The 18,776-nt window shown below is 64.5% G+C and carries 17 protein-coding genes; 10 read left to right on the top strand and 7 right to left on the bottom strand.

Annotation, left to right across the window (positions count from 1 at the left end; all coding sequences use genetic code 11):
• Positions 1-133: 133 nt before the first annotated feature.
• The 3 genes from adeC to ACN8M7_RS16330 are packed head-to-tail and all read right to left on the bottom strand — an operon-like array spanning position 134 to position 5,870.
• A complete protein-coding gene (adeC, locus tag ACN8M7_RS16320) occupies positions 134-1,567 on the bottom strand; it encodes an AdeC/AdeK/OprM family multidrug efflux complex outer membrane factor (protein WP_490261453.1) in 1,434 nt (477 codons plus the stop codon).
• Positions 1,564-4,707, bottom strand: coding sequence for an efflux RND transporter permease subunit (locus tag ACN8M7_RS16325; protein WP_490261454.1), 3,144 nt, complete (start codon positions 4,705-4,707; stop codon positions 1,564-1,566). Before ACN8M7_RS16325 ends, adeC begins: the two co-directional genes overlap by 4 nt.
• Before the next feature lie 14 nt (positions 4,708-4,721).
• On the bottom strand, positions 4,722-5,870 hold the full coding sequence (locus ACN8M7_RS16330) for an efflux RND transporter periplasmic adaptor subunit (protein ID WP_490261455.1): 1,149 nt from the start codon (positions 5,868-5,870) through the stop codon (positions 4,722-4,724).
• Between the two features lie 179 nt (positions 5,871-6,049).
• Here ACN8M7_RS16330 and ACN8M7_RS16335 point away from each other — a divergent pair, with 179 nt between their 5' ends.
• On the top strand, positions 6,050-6,706 hold the full coding sequence (locus ACN8M7_RS16335; RefSeq protein ID WP_490261456.1) for a TetR family transcriptional regulator: 657 nt from the start codon (positions 6,050-6,052) through the stop codon (positions 6,704-6,706).
• A gap of 34 nt (positions 6,707-6,740) precedes the next feature.
• On the opposite strand, the gene ACN8M7_RS16340 is transcribed toward ACN8M7_RS16335, so the two are convergent.
• The 3 genes from ACN8M7_RS16340 to ACN8M7_RS16350 form a co-directional block, all read right to left on the bottom strand.
• A complete protein-coding gene (locus ACN8M7_RS16340) occupies positions 6,741-6,923 on the bottom strand; it encodes a hypothetical protein (protein ID WP_061240898.1) in 183 nt (60 codons plus the stop codon).
• Positions 6,924-7,146: 223 nt separating this feature from the next.
• Positions 7,147-8,163, bottom strand: coding sequence for a zinc-binding alcohol dehydrogenase family protein (locus ACN8M7_RS16345; protein WP_490261457.1), 1,017 nt, complete (start codon positions 8,161-8,163; stop codon positions 7,147-7,149).
• A gap of 23 nt (positions 8,164-8,186) precedes the next feature.
• Positions 8,187-8,480, bottom strand: a complete 294-nt coding sequence (locus ACN8M7_RS16350) for a putative quinol monooxygenase (protein WP_061240900.1) — start codon at positions 8,478-8,480, stop codon at positions 8,187-8,189.
• 106 nt (positions 8,481-8,586) lie between these two features.
• Here ACN8M7_RS16350 and ACN8M7_RS16355 point away from each other — a divergent pair, with 106 nt between their 5' ends.
• The 9 genes from ACN8M7_RS16355 (at position 8,587) to ACN8M7_RS16395 (ending at position 17,687) form a co-directional block, all read left to right on the top strand.
• A complete protein-coding gene (locus tag ACN8M7_RS16355) occupies positions 8,587-9,504 on the top strand; it encodes a LysR family transcriptional regulator (protein ID WP_061240901.1) in 918 nt (305 codons plus the stop codon).
• A gap of 107 nt (positions 9,505-9,611) precedes the next feature.
• Positions 9,612-9,998, top strand: coding sequence for a DUF2946 domain-containing protein (locus tag ACN8M7_RS16360; protein ID WP_490261458.1), 387 nt, complete (start codon positions 9,612-9,614; stop codon positions 9,996-9,998).
• A 78-nt stretch (positions 9,999-10,076) separates the two neighbouring features.
• The gene (locus ACN8M7_RS16365) at positions 10,077-11,513 is read left to right on the top strand and encodes a PepSY-associated TM helix domain-containing protein (protein WP_490261459.1); all 1,437 of its coding nucleotides are present in this window, start codon (positions 10,077-10,079) and stop codon (positions 11,511-11,513) included.
• A 95-nt stretch (positions 11,514-11,608) separates the two neighbouring features.
• The gene (locus ACN8M7_RS16370; RefSeq protein ID WP_490261460.1) at positions 11,609-13,633 is read left to right on the top strand and encodes a TonB-dependent receptor; all 2,025 of its coding nucleotides are present in this window, start codon (positions 11,609-11,611) and stop codon (positions 13,631-13,633) included.
• Positions 13,634-13,665: 32 nt separating this feature from the next.
• Entirely contained in the window at positions 13,666-14,160 is a 495-nt protein-coding gene (locus ACN8M7_RS16375) for a copper chaperone PCu(A)C (RefSeq protein ID WP_490261461.1), read from the top strand.
• Positions 14,160-14,534 (top strand): DUF2946 domain-containing protein, encoded by a 375-nt coding sequence (locus tag ACN8M7_RS16380; protein WP_490261462.1) that lies wholly within the window; start codon positions 14,160-14,162, stop codon positions 14,532-14,534. The genes ACN8M7_RS16375 and ACN8M7_RS16380 overlap by 1 nt, the downstream gene beginning before the upstream one ends.
• 43 nt (positions 14,535-14,577) lie before the next feature.
• Positions 14,578-16,665 carry a TonB-dependent copper receptor gene (locus ACN8M7_RS16385; RefSeq protein WP_490261463.1) on the top strand — a complete coding sequence of 696 codons (2,088 nt, stop codon included), beginning with the start codon at positions 14,578-14,580 and terminating at the stop codon, positions 16,663-16,665.
• Between the two features lie 219 nt (positions 16,666-16,884).
• Positions 16,885-17,151: a PepSY domain-containing protein gene (locus tag ACN8M7_RS16390; protein ID WP_061240908.1), complete on the top strand. Its 267-nt coding sequence runs from the start codon at positions 16,885-16,887 to the stop codon at positions 17,149-17,151.
• On the top strand, positions 17,151-17,687 hold the full coding sequence (locus tag ACN8M7_RS16395; protein WP_061240909.1) for a cytochrome b/b6 domain-containing protein: 537 nt from the start codon (positions 17,151-17,153) through the stop codon (positions 17,685-17,687). Before ACN8M7_RS16390 ends, ACN8M7_RS16395 begins: the two co-directional genes overlap by 1 nt.
• Before the next feature lie 75 nt (positions 17,688-17,762).
• Here the strand turns inward: ACN8M7_RS16395 and ACN8M7_RS16400 are convergent, their stop codons facing one another.
• Positions 17,763-18,710, bottom strand: a complete 948-nt coding sequence (locus ACN8M7_RS16400; protein WP_490261464.1) for an adenosine deaminase — start codon at positions 18,708-18,710, stop codon at positions 17,763-17,765.
• Between the last annotated feature and the right edge of the window lie 66 nt (positions 18,711-18,776).

Consider the following 18,776-nt stretch of genomic DNA (forward strand, 5'->3'; position numbering starts at 1 on the left):
GGCGCGGCCTGAGCCCCCAGGCAGCTTGCCGCGTTGCGCTGACCGCTATTGCATAGGCATAAAAAAACGCCCCCGCAAAGACTGCGGGGGCGGCGCGTTGTAGAAGGTCGTCCTTGAAGCGGGTTACGCGCAATCAACCTTGTGGGGCATTGCTCCCAGCATTGCTCCAGCCGCCACCCAGGGCCTTGTACAGCTCCACTTCGCTGCTGAGCTGGGCCAGGCGGTCGGTGATCAGCTGCTGGCGCACGCTGAACAGCTGACGCTGGGCGTCGAGCAGGGTCAGGTAGCTGTCCACGCCGGTGCGATAGCGGCGTTCGGCCAGGTCGTAATAGGTCTCGGTGGTTGCCAGCAGGGCACGCTGGGCGTCCAGTTGCTGGCGGTAGGTGGTGCGCGCGGCGAGGCGGTCGGCAACTTCCTGGAACGCCACCTGGATGGCTTTCTCGTATTGCGCGACCTGGATATCGCTCTGCAGCTCGGCGTAGTCGAGGTTGGCGCGCAGACGACCGGCGTTGAAGATCGGCAGGCTGATCTGCGGCTGGAACAGCCAGGTGCCCGAGCCACTGTCGAACAGACCGGACAGCTGGCTGCTGGCGGTGCCGGCGTTGGCGGTCAGGCTGATGCTGGGGAAGAACGCCGCGCGTGCCGCGCCGATATTGGCATTGGCCGCCTTGAGCTGGTACTCGGCCTGCAGCAGGTCGGGGCGACGCTGCAGCAGGTCGGCGGGCAAACCGGCAGGCACCTGCTCGAGCAGTTCGGCGCTCAGCGCCAGACCCCGTGGCAGGTCGGCGGGTAGGCCGGTGCCGAGCAGCTGGGTCAGCGCGTTGCGATCCTGGGCGACCAGGCGCTGGTACTGCGCCAGGCTCACCCGTGCGCTGTCCACTGCGCTGCGTGCCTGGCTCAGGGCCAGGGCATCGGCCACGCCGACATCGAAGCTGCGTTGGGTCAGCTGGTAGCTTTCCTCGAAGGTCTTCAGGGTGTCCTGGGTCAGCTGCAGCAGCGCCTGATCGGCCTGCCACTGCAGGTAGGCGTTGGCGACGCTGGCCACCAGGCTGATCTGCGTGCTGCGCTGGGCCTGTTCGGTAGCCAGGTATTGTTGCAGGGCCTGCTCGCTGAGGCTGCGGATACGGCCGAAGAAGTCCAGCTCCCAGGCGTTGACGCCCAAGGTGGCGCTGTACTGGCCGCTGGTGCGTGCTTCGCCGGTCTGGGTCAGGTCGCCCGGCAGGCGCTGACGGGTACCGGCGCCATCGGCGGAAACCGAGGGCAGCAGGTCGGCGCGCTGAATGCGGTACAGCGCGCGATAGGCTTCGACGTTCAGCGCGGCGACACGCAGGTCACGGTTGTTCTCCAACGCCAGCTGCACCAGTTGCTGCAGAGCCGGATCGCGGAAGAACTCGCGCCATTGCAGGTCGGCAGCGGCGCGGCTGCCTTCACTGGCAGCGCTGCCGTAGGCTTCGCCCTGCGGCCAGTCGGCCGCCACTGGAGCGTCAGGGCGTTCATAGTCGGGAATCAGGCTGCAGCCGCTGAGCACAGCGGCGGCCACGGCCAGGGACAACAGGGACTGCCTCATTGCAGTACCTCCTTCTCTTTTTCACTGGCCTGCTCGGGGCGTTTTTTCTCGAACAGCGAGCAGACCACCACGTAGAACAACGGAATCCAGAAGATCGCCAGCACCATGGCGCTGAGCATGCCGCCGATCACCCCGGTACCGATGGCGTGCTTGCTGCCCGCGCCGGCGCCACTGGCGATGGCCAGCGGCAGACAGCCGAGGATGAACGCCAGCGAGGTCATGATGATCGGGCGCAAACGCATGCGGCAGGCTTCGATGGCCGCTTCGGCGAGGGTCATGCCCTGTTCGTACTGTGCCTTGGCGAACTCGACGATAAGGATCGCGTTACGCGCCGACAGGCCGATGGTGGTGAGCAGGCCGACCTGGAAGAACACGTCGTTGGACAGCCCGCGCAGCTCGGTGAACAGCAGGGCGCCGATGATCCCCAGCGGCACGGTGAAGATGACCGCGAACGGAATCGACCAGCTTTCATACAGCGCCGCCAGGCAGAGGAACACCACCAGGATGGAGATGGCAAACAGGGCCTGCTTCTGCGAACCAGCCAGACGCTCCTCGTAAGACAGCCCCGTCCAGGCATAACCGACACCTTCCGGCAGCTGCTTGGCGATTTCCTCCACCGCAGCCATGGCATCGCCGGTGCTGTAGCCCGGTGCCGCAGCGCCGAGAATCTCCACCGCCGACACGCCGTTGTAGCGCGCCAGCTTGGGTGGGCCGTAGACCCACTCGCCACTGGCGAAGGCACTGAACGGCACCATGCGTCCCTGATCGTTGCGCACGTACCACTTCTTCAGGTCTTCCGGGCTCATGCGCGCTTCGGACACGCCTTGCAGGTAGACCTTCTTCACCCGACCGCGGTCGATGAAATCGTTGACGTAGCTGGCGCCCCAGCCGATCGACAGGGTGCTGTTGATGTCCGACAGCGACAGGCCGAGGGCGCGGGCGCGTTCGTCATCGATCAGCAACTGGTACTGAGGCTCGTCACGCAGGCCGTTGGCGCGTACCGAGTTGAGCACCGGGTGCTGGTTGGCCAGCTTGAGGAACTTGTCGCGTGCCTCGTTCATCACCTCGTGACCGACGCCGGCCTGATCCTGCAGGAAGAAATTGAAGCCGGTGGCGTTGCCAAGCTCCATCACCGCTGGCGGGGCGAAGGCGAAGACCATGGCGTCACGGAAGCTGAAGAAGTGCATCTGCGCACGCTGCGCCAGCGCGGCTACGCCATTCTCCTCACCCGGACGTTCACCCCAGGGCTTGAGCATGATGAAGGCCATACCGGAGCTCTGACCACGGCCGGCGAAGTTGAAGCCGGTGACGGTGAACACCGATTTGACCGTGCTCGCTTCGTCTTTCAGCAGGTACTCACGCATTTCATCGACCACCACCTGGGTGCGCTCGGCACTGGAGCCAGTCGGCGTCTGCACCTGGGCAAAGAGTACGCCCTGGTCTTCCTCGGGCAGGAAGGAGGTGGGGATGCGGGTAAACATCCAAATCATGATGCCGACCACCACCAGGTACAGCAGCAGGTACGGCGCCTTGCGTTTGAGCATGCCGCTGACGCCACGCTGATAAGCGTTGCTGGTGCGGTCGAAGTTGCGGTTGAACCAGCCGAAGAAGCCGCCTTTGGCATCGTGGTGATCGCCATCGATAGGCTTGAGCAGGGTGGCGCACAGTGCCGGGGTGAAGATCAGTGCCACCAGCACCGACAAGGCCATGGCCGAGACGATGGTGATGGAGAACTGGCGGTAGATCACCCCGGTGGAGCCGCCGAAGAAGGCCATCGGCAAGAACACCGCGGACAGCACCAGGGCGATACCGATGAGCGCGCCCTGAATCTGACCCATGGACTTGCGCGTCGCCTCCTTGGGCGAAAGACCATCTTCGCGCATCACCCGCTCGACGTTCTCCACCACCACGATGGCGTCGTCCACCAGCAGGCCGATGGCCAGCACCATGGCGAACATGGTCAGGGTGTTGATCGAGAAGCCGAACGCTGCCAGCACACCGAAGGTGCCCAGCAGCACCACCGGCACTGCCAGGGTGGGAATGATGGTCGCCCGCAGGTTCTGCAGGAACAGGAACATCACCAAAAACACCAGCACGATGGCTTCGAACAGGGTGTGGACCACCCCTTCGATGGAGGCCGAGATCACGGGTGTGGTGTCGTAGGGGAAGACCACTTCCATGCCGGCCGGGAAGAACGGCTTGAGGTCGTCGATGGTTGCCCGCACGGCCTTGGCGGTATCCAGCGCGTTGGCGCCGGTGGCCAGCTTGATCGCCAGGCCGGAAGCAGGCATGCCATTGAACTGGGCGTTGATCGAGTAGTTCTCGCCGCCCAGCTCGACCTTGGCCACGTCACCCAGGCGCACCTGCGAGCCATCGGCCTGAACCTTGAGCAGGATCTTGCGGAATTCTTCCGGGGTCTGCAGGCGCGTCTTGCCGATGATGGTGGCGTTGAGCTGGTTACCCGGTACGGCGGGTAGGCCGCCGAACTGGCCGGAGGATATCTGCACGTTCTGCGCCTGGATGGCGCTCTTCACGTCTACCGGCGTGAGCTGGAAGCTGTTGAGCTTGGCCGGGTCGAGCCAGATACGCATGGCGTACTGCGCGCCGAACACCTGGAAGTCGCCGACCCCCTTGGCACGTGAGATCGGATCCTGCAGGTTGGAGACGATATAGTCCGACAGATCCTCGCGGGTCATGCTGCCGTCGGTGGAAACCACCCCGATCACCATCAGGAAGTTCTTCACCGCCTTGGTCACGCGGATACCCTGTTGCTGGACTTCCTGCGGTAGCAGCGGGGTTGCCAGTTGCAGCTTGTTCTGCACCTGAACCTGAGCGATATCCGGGTTAACCCCCTGCTCGAAGGTCACGATGATTTCCATGCTGCCGTCGGAGTTGCTCGACGAGCTGACGTAACGCAGGCCGTCGATACCGTTGAGCTGCTGTTCGATCACCTGCACCACAGTGTCCTGCACCGTCTGCGCCGAGGCACCCGGGTAGCTGACCTGGATGGAAACGGCAGGCGGGGCGATGCTCGGGTACTGGTTGATCGGCAGCTTGAGGACGGACAGGCCGCCGGCCAGCATGATCACCAGGGCGATTACCCAGGCAAAGATCGGCCGGTCGATAAAGAATCTGGACATTCAGTACTTCTCCGTTAGTCCTGGCCGTTGGCTGGTTCGGCGTCTTGGGCAGGCTGCTCGGTCTTGATGTTGCTGGCCGGCACGGCTTTGACCTCGGCGCCGGGCTGCACGAACTGCAGGCCTTCGGTGATCAGGCGATCGCCTTCCTTGAGGCCATCCTCTACCAGCCAGGCGTTGCCGGCGGTGCGGTCGGCCTTGAGCACGCGCTGCTCCACCTTGTTCTCGGCATTGACCACCAGCGCAACGGGTTCACCGCGTTGGTTGCGGGTCACGCCCTGCTGCGGGGCAAGGATGGCGTTCTGCTTGACCCCGGAGAGCAGCTCGGCATGCACGAACATGCCTGGCAGCAACAGGTGATCGGGGTTGGGGAACACGGCGCGCAGGGTGACCGAACCGGTGCTTTCGTCCACGGCCACCTCGGAGAACTCCAGGGTGCCTTCGTGTGCGTAGCGGCTGCCGTCTTCCAGTTTCAGCGCGACCTTGGCAGCACTTTCACTGACCTTCTGCAGGCGGCCGTCGGCCAGATCGCGGCGCAGACGCAGCAATTCCGTGCTCGATTGGGTGACATCGACGTAGATCGGATCGAGTTGCTGGATGGTGGCCATGGCGTTGGCTTGGCCGTTGCTGACCAGCGCACCCTCGGTCACGGCGGAGCGGCCGATGCGACCGCTGATCGGGGCCAGCACCTTGGTGTAGCGCAGGTTGATGCGTGCCTGATCCAGGGCGGCGTCCGCCTGCAGGCCGGCGGCCCGGGCTTCGTCGTAGGCCTGCTGGCTGACGGCCTTGTCGGCGACCAGCAGCTTATAGCGATCAGCCAGGGACTTGGCGGAGACCTGAGTCGCCTGGGCGCTCTTGAGCGCGGCTTCGTAGGTGGCAGCGTCGATCTGATACAGCTGCTGCCCCGCCTTGACCTCGCTGCCCTCGGTGAACAGGCGCTTCTGGATGATGCCGTTGACCTGCGGGCGGACTTCGGCGATGCGGTAGGCGCTGGTACGCCCCGGCACTTCACTGGTCAGCGTGAAGGGTTTGGCCTCGAGCGTGATCACTCCGACCTGTGGCGTTTGCTGGGTCTGTGGTGCGCTGGATTCCTGGCAGCCGGTGAGACTGAGCGTTGCCACGGCGATGGCGGAAACCAAGACAGCGAAGGCTGGCTTCGAGTGCATCTGAGAACCTCGTTTTAATCGAATCATGGCCCCAAGGGGCGAAGGGGACGAAGGCAGGGAAAAATCGATGGAGGAATATACTTACGTACGTGAATGTTTGTAAATGCCTAAAGCCGCCTGCATACTCTCGCCCGTCCTTCTTTACCGAAGGGTTACGGCAATGCAAATGCAGGTGACATATGGCCAGAAGAACCAAAGAGGAAGCGCAGGCGACGCGGGTGCACATACTCGACGCTGCCGAGCGGGTGTTCCATGCCCAGGGCGTTTCCAGGGCGTCTCTGGCTGAGGTGGCGAAAGAGGCCGGCGTCAGTCGTGGCGCTATTTATTGGCACTTCGAGAACAAGATAGACCTGTTTCAGGCCATGCTCGAACGTCTGCGCCTGCCGCTCGAGGAACTGGCGCGTGCCAGCGAGAGCGAAGACGAGCCAGACCCGCTGGGCTGCATGCGTGAATTGCTGATCAAGGCGCTGACGCAGCTGGCCAGTGATGCGCAAACCCACCGCGCCCACGACATCCTGCGTTACAAATGCGAGTACACCGGTGAGCTAATTGGTCTGCGCGAGCGCCTGCAGGCATTGAGCCTGGAATGCGATCAACGGATCGCCAAGGCATTGAGCAACGCCGTCAACAAGGGGCAATTGCCAGGTGATCTGGATTGCTCGCGGGCTGCGGTTTGCCTGCATGCCTATATGGAGGGCATCGAGGCCAACTGGCTGCTGGTGCCCAACTTCGACCTGGCGCAGCAGGCGCCGGCGCTGGTCGATACCGTGCTGGATATGCTGCGCAGCCCGGCGTTACGCATGAAGCCAGTCGAGCCAGTGGCAAGCCAGGCGTAGGGGCGCACAGCGAACCCTACGCCATGGCTGCTTCTCAGCTCGCCATGCGTTGCGCGGGCCAGTCGGGCAGGCTGTGTGGCTCGCGCAGTCGCGCTTCCAGCCTGGCTACGAACTGGCGCGCCTCTTCTTCGCTGCGAAAGCTCACGCAATGCTGATCCAGGCGAACCTGCCAGAGGCGTTCGTCACCCTGTTTCTGCGGTTGGACGACAATCTTCATACGGACTACCTCCTTGAGCTGCGACGAATCGTCGGCGCTTGTGGGGAGGCTCAGCATAGTCCGCCTGCATGACCTTTTTCTGACGAGGATCAATCCGGCGACCGGCATCAGGGCTGTTTTGCGATGGACGGTGCCGCGAGCAGGGGGCCAGTCGAACGCGTCGCCTGCCCTGCGCTGTCGTCATCAGGGCGGGGCGGCATTCGCCGCAACCCGCCATCGCGCCTCAGAATCCCTCGAGTACGATCTTGCCTTTGGCCTTGCCACTTTCCAGCAAGGCATGGGCGCGGCGCAGGTTGGCAGCATCGATGGTGCCGAAATGCTCACCGAGCGTGGTCTTGATCACGCCGCTGTCGACCAGCGCGGACACCCGCTCGAGCAAGCGATGCTGCTCGATCATGTCCTCGGTCTGGTACAGCGAACGGGTGAACATCAGCTCCCAGTGCAGCGACAGGCTCTTGCGCTTGAGTTGCATGACATCCAGCGGTTGCTGCGGGTCATCGATCAGCGCCAGGCGCCCCTGGGGTTGCAGGCACTCGATCAGTTGCGCGTAGTGCTGGTCGGTCTGCGTCAGGCTGGCGACGTGAGTCACCTGGCCGACGCCGATACGCGCCAGCTCCTCGCTCAGGGGCTTGCGGTGATCGATCACGTGATGCGCGCCGAGCTCCCGCACCCAGGCCTGGGTTTCCGGGCGCGACGCGGTGCCGATCACGGTCAGGCCGGTCAGGCGGCGGGCCAACTGGGTGAGGATCGAACCGACACCGCCGGCGGCGCCGACGATCAGCAGGCTCTGGCCCAGGTCGCTGGAGCCTTCGGCGACCTGCAGGCGTTCTAACAGCAGTTCCCAGGCGGTGATGGCGGTCAGGGGCAGGGCGGCGGCCTCGGCGAACGACAGGCTGTTCGGCATATGGCCAACGATGCGTTCATCGACCAGATGCAGCTCGCTGTTGGCACCGGCGCGGTCGATGGCGCCGGCATAGAACACCCGGTCGCCAGGCTGGAACAGGCTGACCTCGCTGCCCACGGCCTGGACGACGCCGGTGGCATCCCAGCCGAGCACCTTGGCGCTGCCGTTCGGCGGGGTAACGCCGAGGCGGATCTTGGTATCGACCGGGTTGACCGAGATGGCGCGAACCTCGACCAGCAGATCGCGTGAACCCGGAGTCGGATCGGCCAGCTGCACGTCCTGCAGGGCTTCAGGATGGTCGGCGGGCAGGGATTGGTAGTAGGCGACGGCTTTCATGGGAAATGGTCCTCTGTGAGAAATCAGGCGAGGCGTTGCAGCGGGAGCAGATCGATGCCCGCCAGCCGCTCGCCGAAGTCGTGGGTGAACAACAGGAAGTGCGGTGTTGCGCGATGCAGCTCCAGCGCGTCGGCATCGCGCCATCGCTCGATCATCACGAACTGATTCGTATCGACCTCGCTGCGGTGCAGTGCGTACTGCAGGCAGCCTGGCTCTGCTCGGCTGGCAATCACCAGCTGTCGCAGGCCAGCGGCCACTGCCTCGGCATGTCCTGGCAGCACTTTGATGGTGGCGATCAGCGTTAGCTCGGTGGTCATGGCGGGCTCCGGAAGTGAAACTGCAGCCATGCTCGTTTATTTGTGTGGCGAGAAAAAGTGGCTGGTAATAGAGTCTCTTTCATTATTATTTTGAAAGTGAGCGACCATGCTGCGCTTCGACGATCTGCAACTGTTCGTGCGCACGGCCGAGACCGGAAGCCTTTCGGCAGCTGCCCGGCTGCTGGATGTCTCGCCCGCCGTGGCCAGCGCTGCACTCAAGCGTCTGGAGCAGCAACTGCAGGTGCGTTTGCTGGTGCGCTCGACGCGTAGCCTGCGTCTGACGCCCGAGGGCGAGTTGTATCTGGTGCACGCCAGGCTGGCGTTGCAGAGCCTGGAGGAGGGGCGCCAGCAACTGCTCGGCAGTCAGCAGGGCATTCACGGCGTGCTGCAGTTGTCGGCACCGTCGGATCTGGGACGCAACACGCTGCTGCCCTGGCTCGACGCGTTTCAGGGTGAGCATCCGCAACTGCAGCTGCGCCTGTTGCTGGCCGACCGGGTGACCGATCTGTTTCGCGAGCCGGTGGATATCGCCCTGCGCTATGGCGCGCCGGAAGATTCCAGCCTGGTGGCGCTGCCGGTGGCGCCGGACAATCGCCGGGTGCTCTGCGCGGCACCGGGCTACCTGGCCCGACACGGCTCGCCCCAGAGCCTGGACGATCTGCATCGGCACAATTGCCTGCTGTATATGCTGCATGGTCGCGTGCATGACCGCTGGCGCTTTCAGGATGGCAAGCGCGAAGCGGTGATGAACGTTGCCGGCGACCGGGTTTGCGACGATGCCGACGTCACCCGGCGCTGGGCCGTGGCCGGGCGGGGCGTGGTGTACAAGTCCTGGCTGGATGTGGCCGAAGACGTACGTGAGGGGCGCCTGCAGGTGCTGCTGCCGAATTGGCTGGGCGAGCCGACGCCGCTGTACCTGGTCTGCGCGCACCGCGCCCAGCTGAGCAAGGCGGTGCACCTGCTGCGCGAATTCGTGCAGCTGCGTTGTGAGACCCTGCTGGCTACGGCGCCCTGGCGCGGCTGAGTGCCGCAGTAACGATGAGCGCGCGGCTCTGCTAGACTCCTGCCGCAAATGCCTGCGGCAACGCACCGCAGTGTCGTGCTGCCATCCTCTGTTTAGAGTCGCGCCCCATGAAACTGGCTCGCAAAGACCGCTCACTGACCGCCTGGGTGCTGTACTTCAGCGTCCTGTTCAGTGCGTTCGTCTGCGCGATCAGCCATGGTCAGATGGCCGGCATGCAGCTCAGTGGCCTGGACGGCCAGTACTGCTCGTTCGATGGCAACTTCGGCGCAGGCGCCGACCTCGACGGCTCCGGTATCGTCGCGCCGAATCCGGCTACCGGCACTGGCTGCGTCCTTGGCAGCCTGTTCAGCGCGATCATTCTCGCCGCCTTCTTCGGCCTGTTGGGCCTGCTCGCCAGTGACAGCGTACGGCCCTTGCCGACGCTGCACATTCCCCGTCTTACCCGCTATCGCTGGCCACCGGCCAATCCTCGCGCCTCTCCGCTGACTGCCTGATCCGTCCGCCCTGAACCGGGCGTTTCCATCATGCGCAGTCGTCGTCTGCTCGCTCGCAGCCGACTTGGGAGAGGCTTCATGTCGTCGCGTTTCGACACCCCTGCAGGTGCAGCCATGCGCCCGCAACCTTCGTTCTACAACCTGGCCTGGCGCTGGCATTTCTATGCCGGGCTGTTCGTCATTCCGTTCTTCATCCTGCTGTCACTCACCGGCTTGATCTACCTGTTCAAGCCGCAGCTCGATGACCTGATGTACGCCGACCTGTTGCAGGTGCCGGTGGCCGGGCAGCGCCTGGCGGCTGACCAGCAACTGGCGCGGGTACGCGAGGCCTACCCGCAGGCCGTGATCAAGCAATACCTGCCGCCGACTGCGGCGGACCGCAGCGCCCAGTTCGTCATCACCGAGCAGGGGCACGACCTCAATCTGTTTCTCGATCCCTATCGCGGTGCGGTGCTCGGCACCCAGGACGCGCTGTGGAACCTGCAGGCCGTGGCGCGCAAGCTGCACGGCGACTTGCTGATCGGCACCGCGGGTGACCGCCTGATCGAGTTGGCCGCCGGCTGGGGCATCGTGCTGGTCGTCTCGGGGCTGTATCTGTGGTGGCCGCGTGGTCGTAGTGGCGCCGGCATCCTCTGGCCGCGCCTGAGTGCTCGTGGGCGCCTGTGGTGGCGAGATATGCACGCCGTCACCGGCTTCTGGGGCAGCGTCATCCTGCTGCTGATGCTGCTCACCGGCATGACCTGGACCGGCTTCTGGGGCGCGCAGTTCGCGGCGGTGTGGAACCGGTTTCCCGATGCGATGTGGAACGACGTGCCCAAGTCCGGGCAATTGACCGGCAGCCTCAACAACAGTGCCCGGCAGACCGTGGCCTGGGCGGTGGAAACGGCGCCGCTGCCGGCTTCCGACGCGCATGCAGCGCATCAGCGCCATGGCGACCATCAGGGCCATGGCGCTCATTCGCAACCTGCCGCTACCGGCAGTGCTGCTGCGCTGCTGCAGCATGTGGTCGATACCGCCGAGGCGCGTGGCGTGCAGCCCGGTTACAGCATCACCCTGCCCAAGGGCGAGCAGGGCGTGTACACCGTCGCGCTGTTCGCCAGCGACCCACGCAACGACGCCACCCTGCATGTCGACCAGTACAGCGGCGAGGTGCTAGCCGATGTGCGCTGGGATGACTACGGCCCGGTCGCCAAGGCCGTGGAAAGCGGCGTGATGATCCATGAGGGGCGCATGTTCGGCTTGCCCAACCAGTTGCTGATGGCCGCGATCTGCCTGCTGATCCTGTTCAGCTCGATCAGTGGCCTGGTGCTGTGGTGGAAACGCCGCCCGGCTGGGCAGCTGGGGGTGCCGCCGCTGCGTCACGACCTGCCACGCTGGAAGACGGCCATCGGCGTGATGCTGGCGCTCGGTGTGGTCTTCCCGCTGGTCGGCGCCTCGTTGCTGCTGGTGTGGGGCCTGGACTGGCTGCTTGGCCTGTGGCGTCGCCAGTCGGTACCCAGTGCGCCTGTGGCCTGACCTCCTGAAGTTGGCCGGGCGCCATGCAGGCGTCCGGCCGCGACCGATCATTGCGGTGCCTGCCGAGGTGGGCTGCCGCGACTGGAATTGAATACATGCAAGCAATACTCAAACGCTCGATTCACCTGGCCGCTCTGGCCCTTGGTCTGCAGGCCCTGCCGGCCTCGGCCGACAGCACCTTGGCACTGGGCACCGTTACCGTAACCGGTGAGGAAAAAGGGCCGCTGTCGAGCCACAACATCCTCAGCTCGGTGGACTACGTCGGCAGCGACGTGCTGGAAAAACAACCCGTGCAATACAGCTGGGAGCTGTTCAACCGTGTGCCGGGGGTGATGCTGACCCAGTTCAACCAGGGCACCACCTCCGGCAAGCTGTCGTTTCGCGGCTTCAACGGCGAGGGCGAGGTCAATGCGGTGAAGCTGTTGATCGATGGCATCCCGAGCAACACCAACGACGGCAACATGCCGTTCATCGACATGGTGTTCCCGCTGGATATCGAGGACATCGAAGTGGTGCGTGGCACCAACGATCCGCGCTACGGCCTGCACAACATCGCCGGCAACGCCAGCATCAACACACGCCTCGGCGGTAACGACGGCAAGCTGCGCCTGCGCAGCGGCAGCTTCGATACCCAGGAGCTGCAGGCGATCAAGGGCATCGAGACCGGCAACTGGTCGCAGAACTACTTCGTCGCCTACCAGAAGAGCGGTGGCTATCGCGATCACGCCGATGCCGAGCGTCAAAGCTTCGCTGGCAAATGGTTCTACACCGCCGATGCCGGCTGGCGCGCCGGGCTGATCGCTCGGCACTACGAGGGCGAGGCGCTGGAGGCTGGCTACCTGAGTCACGCCGACGCCCACGATGATCCCCGTCAGTCCTATGCCAACAACGCCACCGACAAGGGCGAGCGCAGCATGGATCAGCTCAGTCTGCATCTGGACACGGATGTCGCCGAGGATCTGGCCTGGTCGAGCAAGGCTTACTACAACCGCTTCAAGGATCGTCGTTGGGTGCGTTACTGGCGTACTGTCAGTCAGCAGGAGCGCTTCAACGACGAGGATCAGTACGGCGCCATCAGCAGCCTGACCTGGCGACCCGAGGTGCAGGGCCTGTATGACTTCGCCCTGGAGGGAGGGGCGGATATCCAGCGTCAGGAGGTGGTCAGCGAGCGTTATCGCACCGTCAATCGCGTGCGTGCCGGGCAGACCCGTGATCAGGTGTTCGATCTGACCACCACGGGTGTATATGTGCAGACCGTGATTCAGCCCTGGGAAAGCCTCAAGCTGATCCCGGCCTATCGCGTCGACCGTATCGAGGGCGACTACCGCAATGAGCTGAGCGGCGAACGGGCCAGCGCCAACGACTACGGCAGCATCCGCCAGCCCAAGTTCAGCCTGGTCTACTCACCGTGGAAGGAAGCCAGCTTCTACGCCAACTGGGGGCGTACCTTCCAGGTCGGTGTCGGCTCCGGCGCCTACAAGCTGGCGGGCCAGGCCGATGACCTGAAACCCTCGATCAACGAAGGCTGGGAAACCGGCATCAAGTTCAGCCCGCTGGCCTGGCTCGACGGCCGCGTGGCCTACTGGGAGCAGCACGCCACCGACGAGGTGCAGCGCAAGCTCAACGACGCCGTCGGCGACTCGGAGAACGTCGGCGAGACCCTGCGCCGTGGCTACGACCTGCAGCTCAATCTGTACCCGAACGATCTGGCGCGTGTCTGGCTGTCCTACTCGCGGCAGTTCTCCGAGATCCTCGAACCGAGCCCCAACCTGCCAGCCAGCAAGGGCAAGGAAATCGACCACATGCCCCATCATCTCTATGCCCTGGGCGCCGATTACCAGGCCAGCGACAAGCTCAAGCTGAGCGCCTGGGTCAACGGCCAGAGCGACTACTATCTGGAGCGCACCAATGCCACCGGCCAGTACGGCGGCTATACGCTGCTCAACCTCGGCGCCGAGTACCGTGTCAGCGAGTCGGTGAGCGTCGACGTGCAGATGAAGAACGTCACCAACCGTTACTACGAATACGTGTGGTACGACAGCACCGCGAGCGTCGCCCAGTCCCTGCATGCACCGGGCGACGGCCGTGCGCTATATGCCGGTTTGACCCTGGATTTCTGATGTTTTCGTTTTCCCCCAAGGAGGCAACACCCATGACCCTGAAGAAAACCCTGCTCGGCCTGACCCTGCTGCTGCCGGCGCTGTTGGCCCAGGCGCATGAATACGAAGTCGGCCCACTGCATATCGACCATCCCTGGTCGCGCGAGATGCCGCCGGTGGCGCCGACTGCCGCCGCCTACTTCGTGGTGCACAACAAGGGCAGCGAGGCTGATCGCCTGCTCGGCGTCAGCACCCCGGTGGCGGGCAAGGCCGAGTTGCACGAGCATCTGCATGCCGATGGCGTGATGAAGATGCAGCAGGTGCAGGACGTGGTGATCCCCGCCGGCGGCGAAGTGAAGTTCGAGCCCATGGGCTATCACGTCATGCTGTTCGACCTGAAGCAGCAGGCCAAGGACGGTGAACGTTTCCCGCTGACCCTCGACTTCGAGAAGGCTGGCAAGGTCGACGTCGAAGTGGCAGTGCAGAAAGAGGCGCCGGCTGACCATGACCACGCTGCGGGTCACGGTGAAGGCGAACACTCGCACTGATGCTGTTCACGGCACGCAGACGAACCCTTGCGGCCCGGCTTGGGCTGCTGGCGTTCGTCCTGATCGTTCTGGCACCACTGGCGTCGCAGCTGCGTGCCGAGCCGGCTGACTGGAGCTGGCTGAGCGAGCTCAGCTGTCATGACGGGGCTGGCCGCGCGCCGGCCCCCGGTGGCAGCCCCGAGCCTGTGTTGCAGGTGGACGCGTGCGGCTACTGTTCGCTGCTCTCGCATTGTCCCGTGCTGGCCGACGTCGGTTCGATCGGCGCGAGCCGGCTGCAGCCGTCCCACTGCGTCGCCCAGGCGTGGCCCGAACAACCGCTGCCGGGCGCTCACTTTCCTCATGCGCTATCACGCGCACCGCCCATGCTTGCCTGAAATCACTGGTTTCTCTTCATCAATCGACTTTTCAGGTATTCGCATGTCCGTTTCCTTCGTTGCGGGCGCCGCTTTCGTGCGCCCTCGTTTTCCCCTGTCCGCGCTGGCCATCGCCTGCGGTCTGTGTTCCATCGGTACTGTGCAGGCCGAAGAGCATGTGCACGAACTGCCGCCCAGCGTGATCACGGCGATTCAGCAAAGCTCACCGCTGACCGTGGTGGCCGATCCCAAGGATCCGCGCCAGCCGGTGCCGGCCAGCGATGCCGCCGACTACCTCAAGACCATTCCCGGTTTCTCGGCGATTCGCAGCGGCGGTAGCAACAGCGACCCGGTGCTGCGCGGCTTGTTTGGCTCGCGCCTGCTGCTGCTCACCGATGGCGGACAGATGATCGGCGCCTGCCCCGGTCGGATGGACGCACCCAGTTCCTACATCTCGCCGGAAACCTTCGATCTGCTGACCGTCACCAAGGGCCCACAAACCGTGATCTGGGGGCCGGGTGCTTCAGCCGGCGTGGTGCGTTTCGAGCGTGAGCCGGAGCGTTTCGGCGAACTGGGCGCGCGCCTGCATGCCAGCGTGCTGGCCGGTTCCAACGGCCGCTTCGACCGCCTGATCGATGGCGCCGTAGGTGGCGAGCAGGGCTATCTGCGGGTGATGGGCAATCGCTCGCAGTCGGACGATTACGACAACGGTGATGGCGACACCATCGCCTCGCGCTGGAACAAGTGGAACGCTGACGTGGCCCTGGGCTGGACGCCGGATGCCGATACCCTGGTCGAACTCAGCGCCGGCCGTGGCGATGGCGAGGCGCGCTACGCTGGGCGTGGCATGGACGGCACCCAGTTCAAGCGCGAAAGCCTCGGCCTGCGCATCGAACGCAGCAACCTGGGCGGCGTGCTGGATAAGCTCGAGGCCAAGGTCTACTACAACTACGCCGACCACATCATGGACAACTTCCGCCTGCGCGTGCCGGACCCGAGCAGCATGATGGCCGGGCCGATGGCGGCACAGGTCGACCGCCGCACCCTCGGCGCACGCCTGGCCGCGACCTGGAAGTGGGACGACGTCGAGCTGATCACTGGCGTCGATGCGCAGCGCAGCGAACACCGCGAGCGCAGCTCCAGCGGCGGCATGATGGGCATGCCCTATGTCGACGCCAACCGCTTTCCCTGGGACAAGGACGCGCTGATGCACAACTACGGCGTATTCGCCGAAGCCACCTGGAGCCTGGCCGAGCGTGATCGGCTGATCTCCGGCGCGCGCCTGGATCGCTCCTCGGCCAAGGATTACCGGCAGAACTTTCGCAGCATGATGGGCATGACCCGGCCCAACCCGACTGCGGGTGAGACCCGCGCCGATACCCTGCCCAGCGGTTTCGTGCGCTACGAACACGACCTGTCCGGCTCGCCGACCACCGTCTATGCCGGTATCGGCCATGTGCAGCGCTTCCCCGATTACTGGGAGCTGTTCTCCGCCGGCCTCAATGGCCCGGCTGGCGCGGACAACGCCTTCGCTGGCATCGAGCCGGAGAAGACCACCCAGCTCGATATCGGCATCCAGTATCAGGACGACAAGCTGCAGGCCTGGGCTTCGGCCTATGCCGGGCAGATCCGCGATTACATCCTGTTCGACTACCGGGGCATGAACACCCAGGCCGACAACGTCGACGCGCGCATCATGGGCGGCGAGCTGGGCGTGGCTTACGCCTTCGATTCCAACTGGAAGGCCGACGCCACACTGGCTTACGCCTGGGGCAAGAACAGCTCGGATGGCGAGGCGCTGCCGCAGATGCCGCCGCTGGAAGCGCGCCTGGGCCTGACCTACCAGCGTGACGACTGGAGCGTCGGTGCGCTGTGGCGTGTGGTCGATGGTCAGGGCCGCATCGCCGAAGGGCGTGGCAACGTGGTCGGGCAGGACTTCGCTGACAGCGCCGGCTTCGGCGTGCTCTCGCTCAACGGCGCCTACCGCGTCAGCCAGCAGGTCAAGCTCAGCGCCGGTGTGGATAACCTGCTCGACAAGAACTACGCCGAGCACCTCAACCTGGCCGGCGACGCCGGTTTCGGCTTCCCGGCCGAAAGCCGTATCGATGAACCTGGCCGCACCCTGTGGGCCAAGGTCGATTTCGACTTCTAGTACTTCAGGGCTGTTGCTCCCCTCTCCCATTCATGGGAGAGGGGCCGGGGGAGAGGGGGCACGCCGCAAACCTGGCAGTGACCCCCAGCGGCGTTTCCCTGCCGACTGCCCCGGATTGCACCGGGCTACATATTCGTACGCGCTAATACGGCCTTAAGGTTGCGGCGCGAAAGTAGCCCCCGCAGACACCCTTACCCCTGCACCGAAGAGGACTTCATCATGCGCAAACTGCTTCTGCTGTCTCTGGTTCTGGCCAGCCCGCTGACCTTCGCCGCTACCGAATGCACCACCGTCGACAAGGCCCAGTGGCAGGATCAGGACAAGTTCCAGGCCGACCTCAAGGCCCAGGGCTACGAGATCAAGAAGTTCAAGGTCACCGGTGGCAACTGCTACGAAATCTACGGCCACGACAAGGACGGCAAGAAGGTCGAGATCTACTTCGATCCGGTCAGTGGCAAGCCGGTCAAGAGCAACGTGGAAGGCTGATGAGCACCGCGACCGTGCGCTTGTGGGATCCAGTGGTGCGCCTGTTCCACTGGTCCCTGGCCGGCGCTTTCCTGGCCAACTACTTCTTCACCGAAGAAGGCGAGGACTGGCATCGCTGGCTCGGTTACTACGCCGTGGCCTGGCTGGCGGTCCGTCTGGTGTGGGGTTTCGTCGGCACGCCGGCGGCGCGCTGGGCGGATTTCTGGCCGAGCCGTGCGCGTTTGCGCGAGCACCTGCATGCGCTGATTTCCGGGCAGCCGTATCACCGCCTGGGCCATTCGCCGCTGGGCGCGCTGGTGATGATCCTGATGATGGCGCTGATGCTCGGCCTGGGCGTGACCGGCTTCCTGATGGAGGAGGTCGACTATTTCTGGGGCGCCGATCTGCCGCTGGAAATCCATGAATTCTGTGCCAACGGCCTGATGGCACTGGTCGGCCTGCATATCGGCGCGGCCTTGTTCGAGAGCTATCGGCTGCGCGAGAACCTGCCGCTGTCGATGGTGACCGGCAAGCGGCGCAAGCTTTCGGAACACTGAACCTGCCGTCGCGGCTGAAGCCCCTCCCACACTTTACCCACTCAGTGGGAGGGGCTTTAGCCGCGACGCTCTGGCTCAGGCCAGGCGCGCGTCCAGGCTGTTCTGCGCCAGGCGCTTGGCCTGTGCTTCGGTCATGCCCAGGTGCTCGTGCAGAGCAGCGAAGTTCTCGCCGACGTAGCCACCGAAGTAGGCCGGGTCGTCCGAGTTCACCGTCACCTTCACGCCGCGCTCGAGCATCTCGAGGATGTTGTGCTGGCCCATGTGCTCGAACACGCAGAGCTTGATGTTCGACAGCGGGCAGACGGTCAACGGAATCTGCTCGTCGATAATGCGCTGCATCAGGCGCTCATCCTCGATGGCGCGCACACCGTGGTCGATGCGCTTGATCTTGAGCAGATCCAGCGCTTCCCAGATGTACTCGGGCGGGCCTTCCTCGCCGGCATGCGCCACCGCGTGCAGGCCTTCGCTGCGTGCCTTGGCGAATACCCGCTCGAACAGCCGTGGCGGGAAGCCCTTCTCCGAACTGTCGAGGCCGACGCCGATGAAGGCATCGCGGAACGGCATGGCCTGTTCCAGGGTCTTGAATGCCTCCTCTTCGGGCAGGTGACGCAGGAAACTGAGAATCAGGCCGTGGCTGATGCCCAGTTGCTGTTCGCCGTCGCGCAGCGCCTGCTGGATGCCGTGCAGCACCACCTCGAAGGGAATGCCGCGGTCGGTGTGGGTCTGCGGATCGAAGAAGGGTTCGACGTGGATGACGTTCTGCGCCTTGCAGCGTTGCAGGTAGGCCCAGGTCAGGTCGTAGAAATCCTGCTCGGTGCGCAGCACGTTGGCGCCGGCGTAATACAGGTCGAGAAATTCCTGCAGGTTGTTGAAGGCGTAGGCCGCGCGCAGGGTCTCGACATCGGCCCAAGGCAGGGCGATCTGGTTGCGTTCGGCCAGGGCGAACAGCAGTTCAGGCTCCAGCGAGCCCTCCAGGTGCAGGTGCAGTTCGGCCTTGGGCAGGGCGTTGAGCCATTCGGGCATGGTCGGTTCTCGTTGTCAGGCTTCGGTAGCGGCAAAGTTTAACCGCTGAGACAGGATTGTGCTGCG

Origin of the sequence: Pseudomonas spartinae (assembly GCF_965197125.1) — a bacterium.
Taxonomy (GTDB): Bacteria; Pseudomonadota; Gammaproteobacteria; order Pseudomonadales; family Pseudomonadaceae; genus Aquipseudomonas; species Aquipseudomonas composti_A.

What these genes read in the sequence shown, in the direction of transcription:
- adeC (WP_490261453.1), bottom strand. Translation starts at nt 1,567, where the DNA reads ATGAGGCAGTCCCTGTTGTCCCTGGCCGTGGCCGCCGCTGTGCTCAGC.
- ACN8M7_RS16325 (WP_490261454.1), bottom strand. Translation starts at nt 4,707, where the DNA reads ATGTCCAGATTCTTTATCGACCGGCCGATCTTTGCCTGGGTAATCGCC.
- ACN8M7_RS16330 (WP_490261455.1), bottom strand. Translation starts at nt 5,870, where the DNA reads ATGCACTCGAAGCCAGCCTTCGCTGTCTTGGTTTCCGCCATCGCCGTG.
- ACN8M7_RS16335 (WP_490261456.1), top strand. Translation starts at nt 6,050, where the DNA reads ATGGCCAGAAGAACCAAAGAGGAAGCGCAGGCGACGCGGGTGCACATA.
- ACN8M7_RS16340 (WP_061240898.1), bottom strand. Translation starts at nt 6,923, where the DNA reads ATGAAGATTGTCGTCCAACCGCAGAAACAGGGTGACGAACGCCTCTGG.
- ACN8M7_RS16345 (WP_490261457.1), bottom strand. Translation starts at nt 8,163, where the DNA reads ATGAAAGCCGTCGCCTACTACCAATCCCTGCCCGCCGACCATCCTGAA.
- ACN8M7_RS16350 (WP_061240900.1), bottom strand. Translation starts at nt 8,480, where the DNA reads ATGACCACCGAGCTAACGCTGATCGCCACCATCAAAGTGCTGCCAGGA.
- ACN8M7_RS16355 (WP_061240901.1), top strand. Translation starts at nt 8,587, where the DNA reads ATGCTGCGCTTCGACGATCTGCAACTGTTCGTGCGCACGGCCGAGACC.
- ACN8M7_RS16360 (WP_490261458.1), top strand. Translation starts at nt 9,612, where the DNA reads ATGAAACTGGCTCGCAAAGACCGCTCACTGACCGCCTGGGTGCTGTAC.
- ACN8M7_RS16365 (WP_490261459.1), top strand. Translation starts at nt 10,077, where the DNA reads ATGTCGTCGCGTTTCGACACCCCTGCAGGTGCAGCCATGCGCCCGCAA.
- ACN8M7_RS16370 (WP_490261460.1), top strand. Translation starts at nt 11,609, where the DNA reads ATGCAAGCAATACTCAAACGCTCGATTCACCTGGCCGCTCTGGCCCTT.
- ACN8M7_RS16375 (WP_490261461.1), top strand. Translation starts at nt 13,666, where the DNA reads ATGACCCTGAAGAAAACCCTGCTCGGCCTGACCCTGCTGCTGCCGGCG.
- ACN8M7_RS16380 (WP_490261462.1), top strand. Translation starts at nt 14,160, where the DNA reads ATGCTGTTCACGGCACGCAGACGAACCCTTGCGGCCCGGCTTGGGCTG.
- ACN8M7_RS16385 (WP_490261463.1), top strand. Translation starts at nt 14,578, where the DNA reads ATGTCCGTTTCCTTCGTTGCGGGCGCCGCTTTCGTGCGCCCTCGTTTT.
- ACN8M7_RS16390 (WP_061240908.1), top strand. Translation starts at nt 16,885, where the DNA reads ATGCGCAAACTGCTTCTGCTGTCTCTGGTTCTGGCCAGCCCGCTGACC.
- ACN8M7_RS16395 (WP_061240909.1), top strand. Translation starts at nt 17,151, where the DNA reads ATGAGCACCGCGACCGTGCGCTTGTGGGATCCAGTGGTGCGCCTGTTC.
- ACN8M7_RS16400 (WP_490261464.1), bottom strand. Translation starts at nt 18,710, where the DNA reads ATGCCCGAATGGCTCAACGCCCTGCCCAAGGCCGAACTGCACCTGCAC.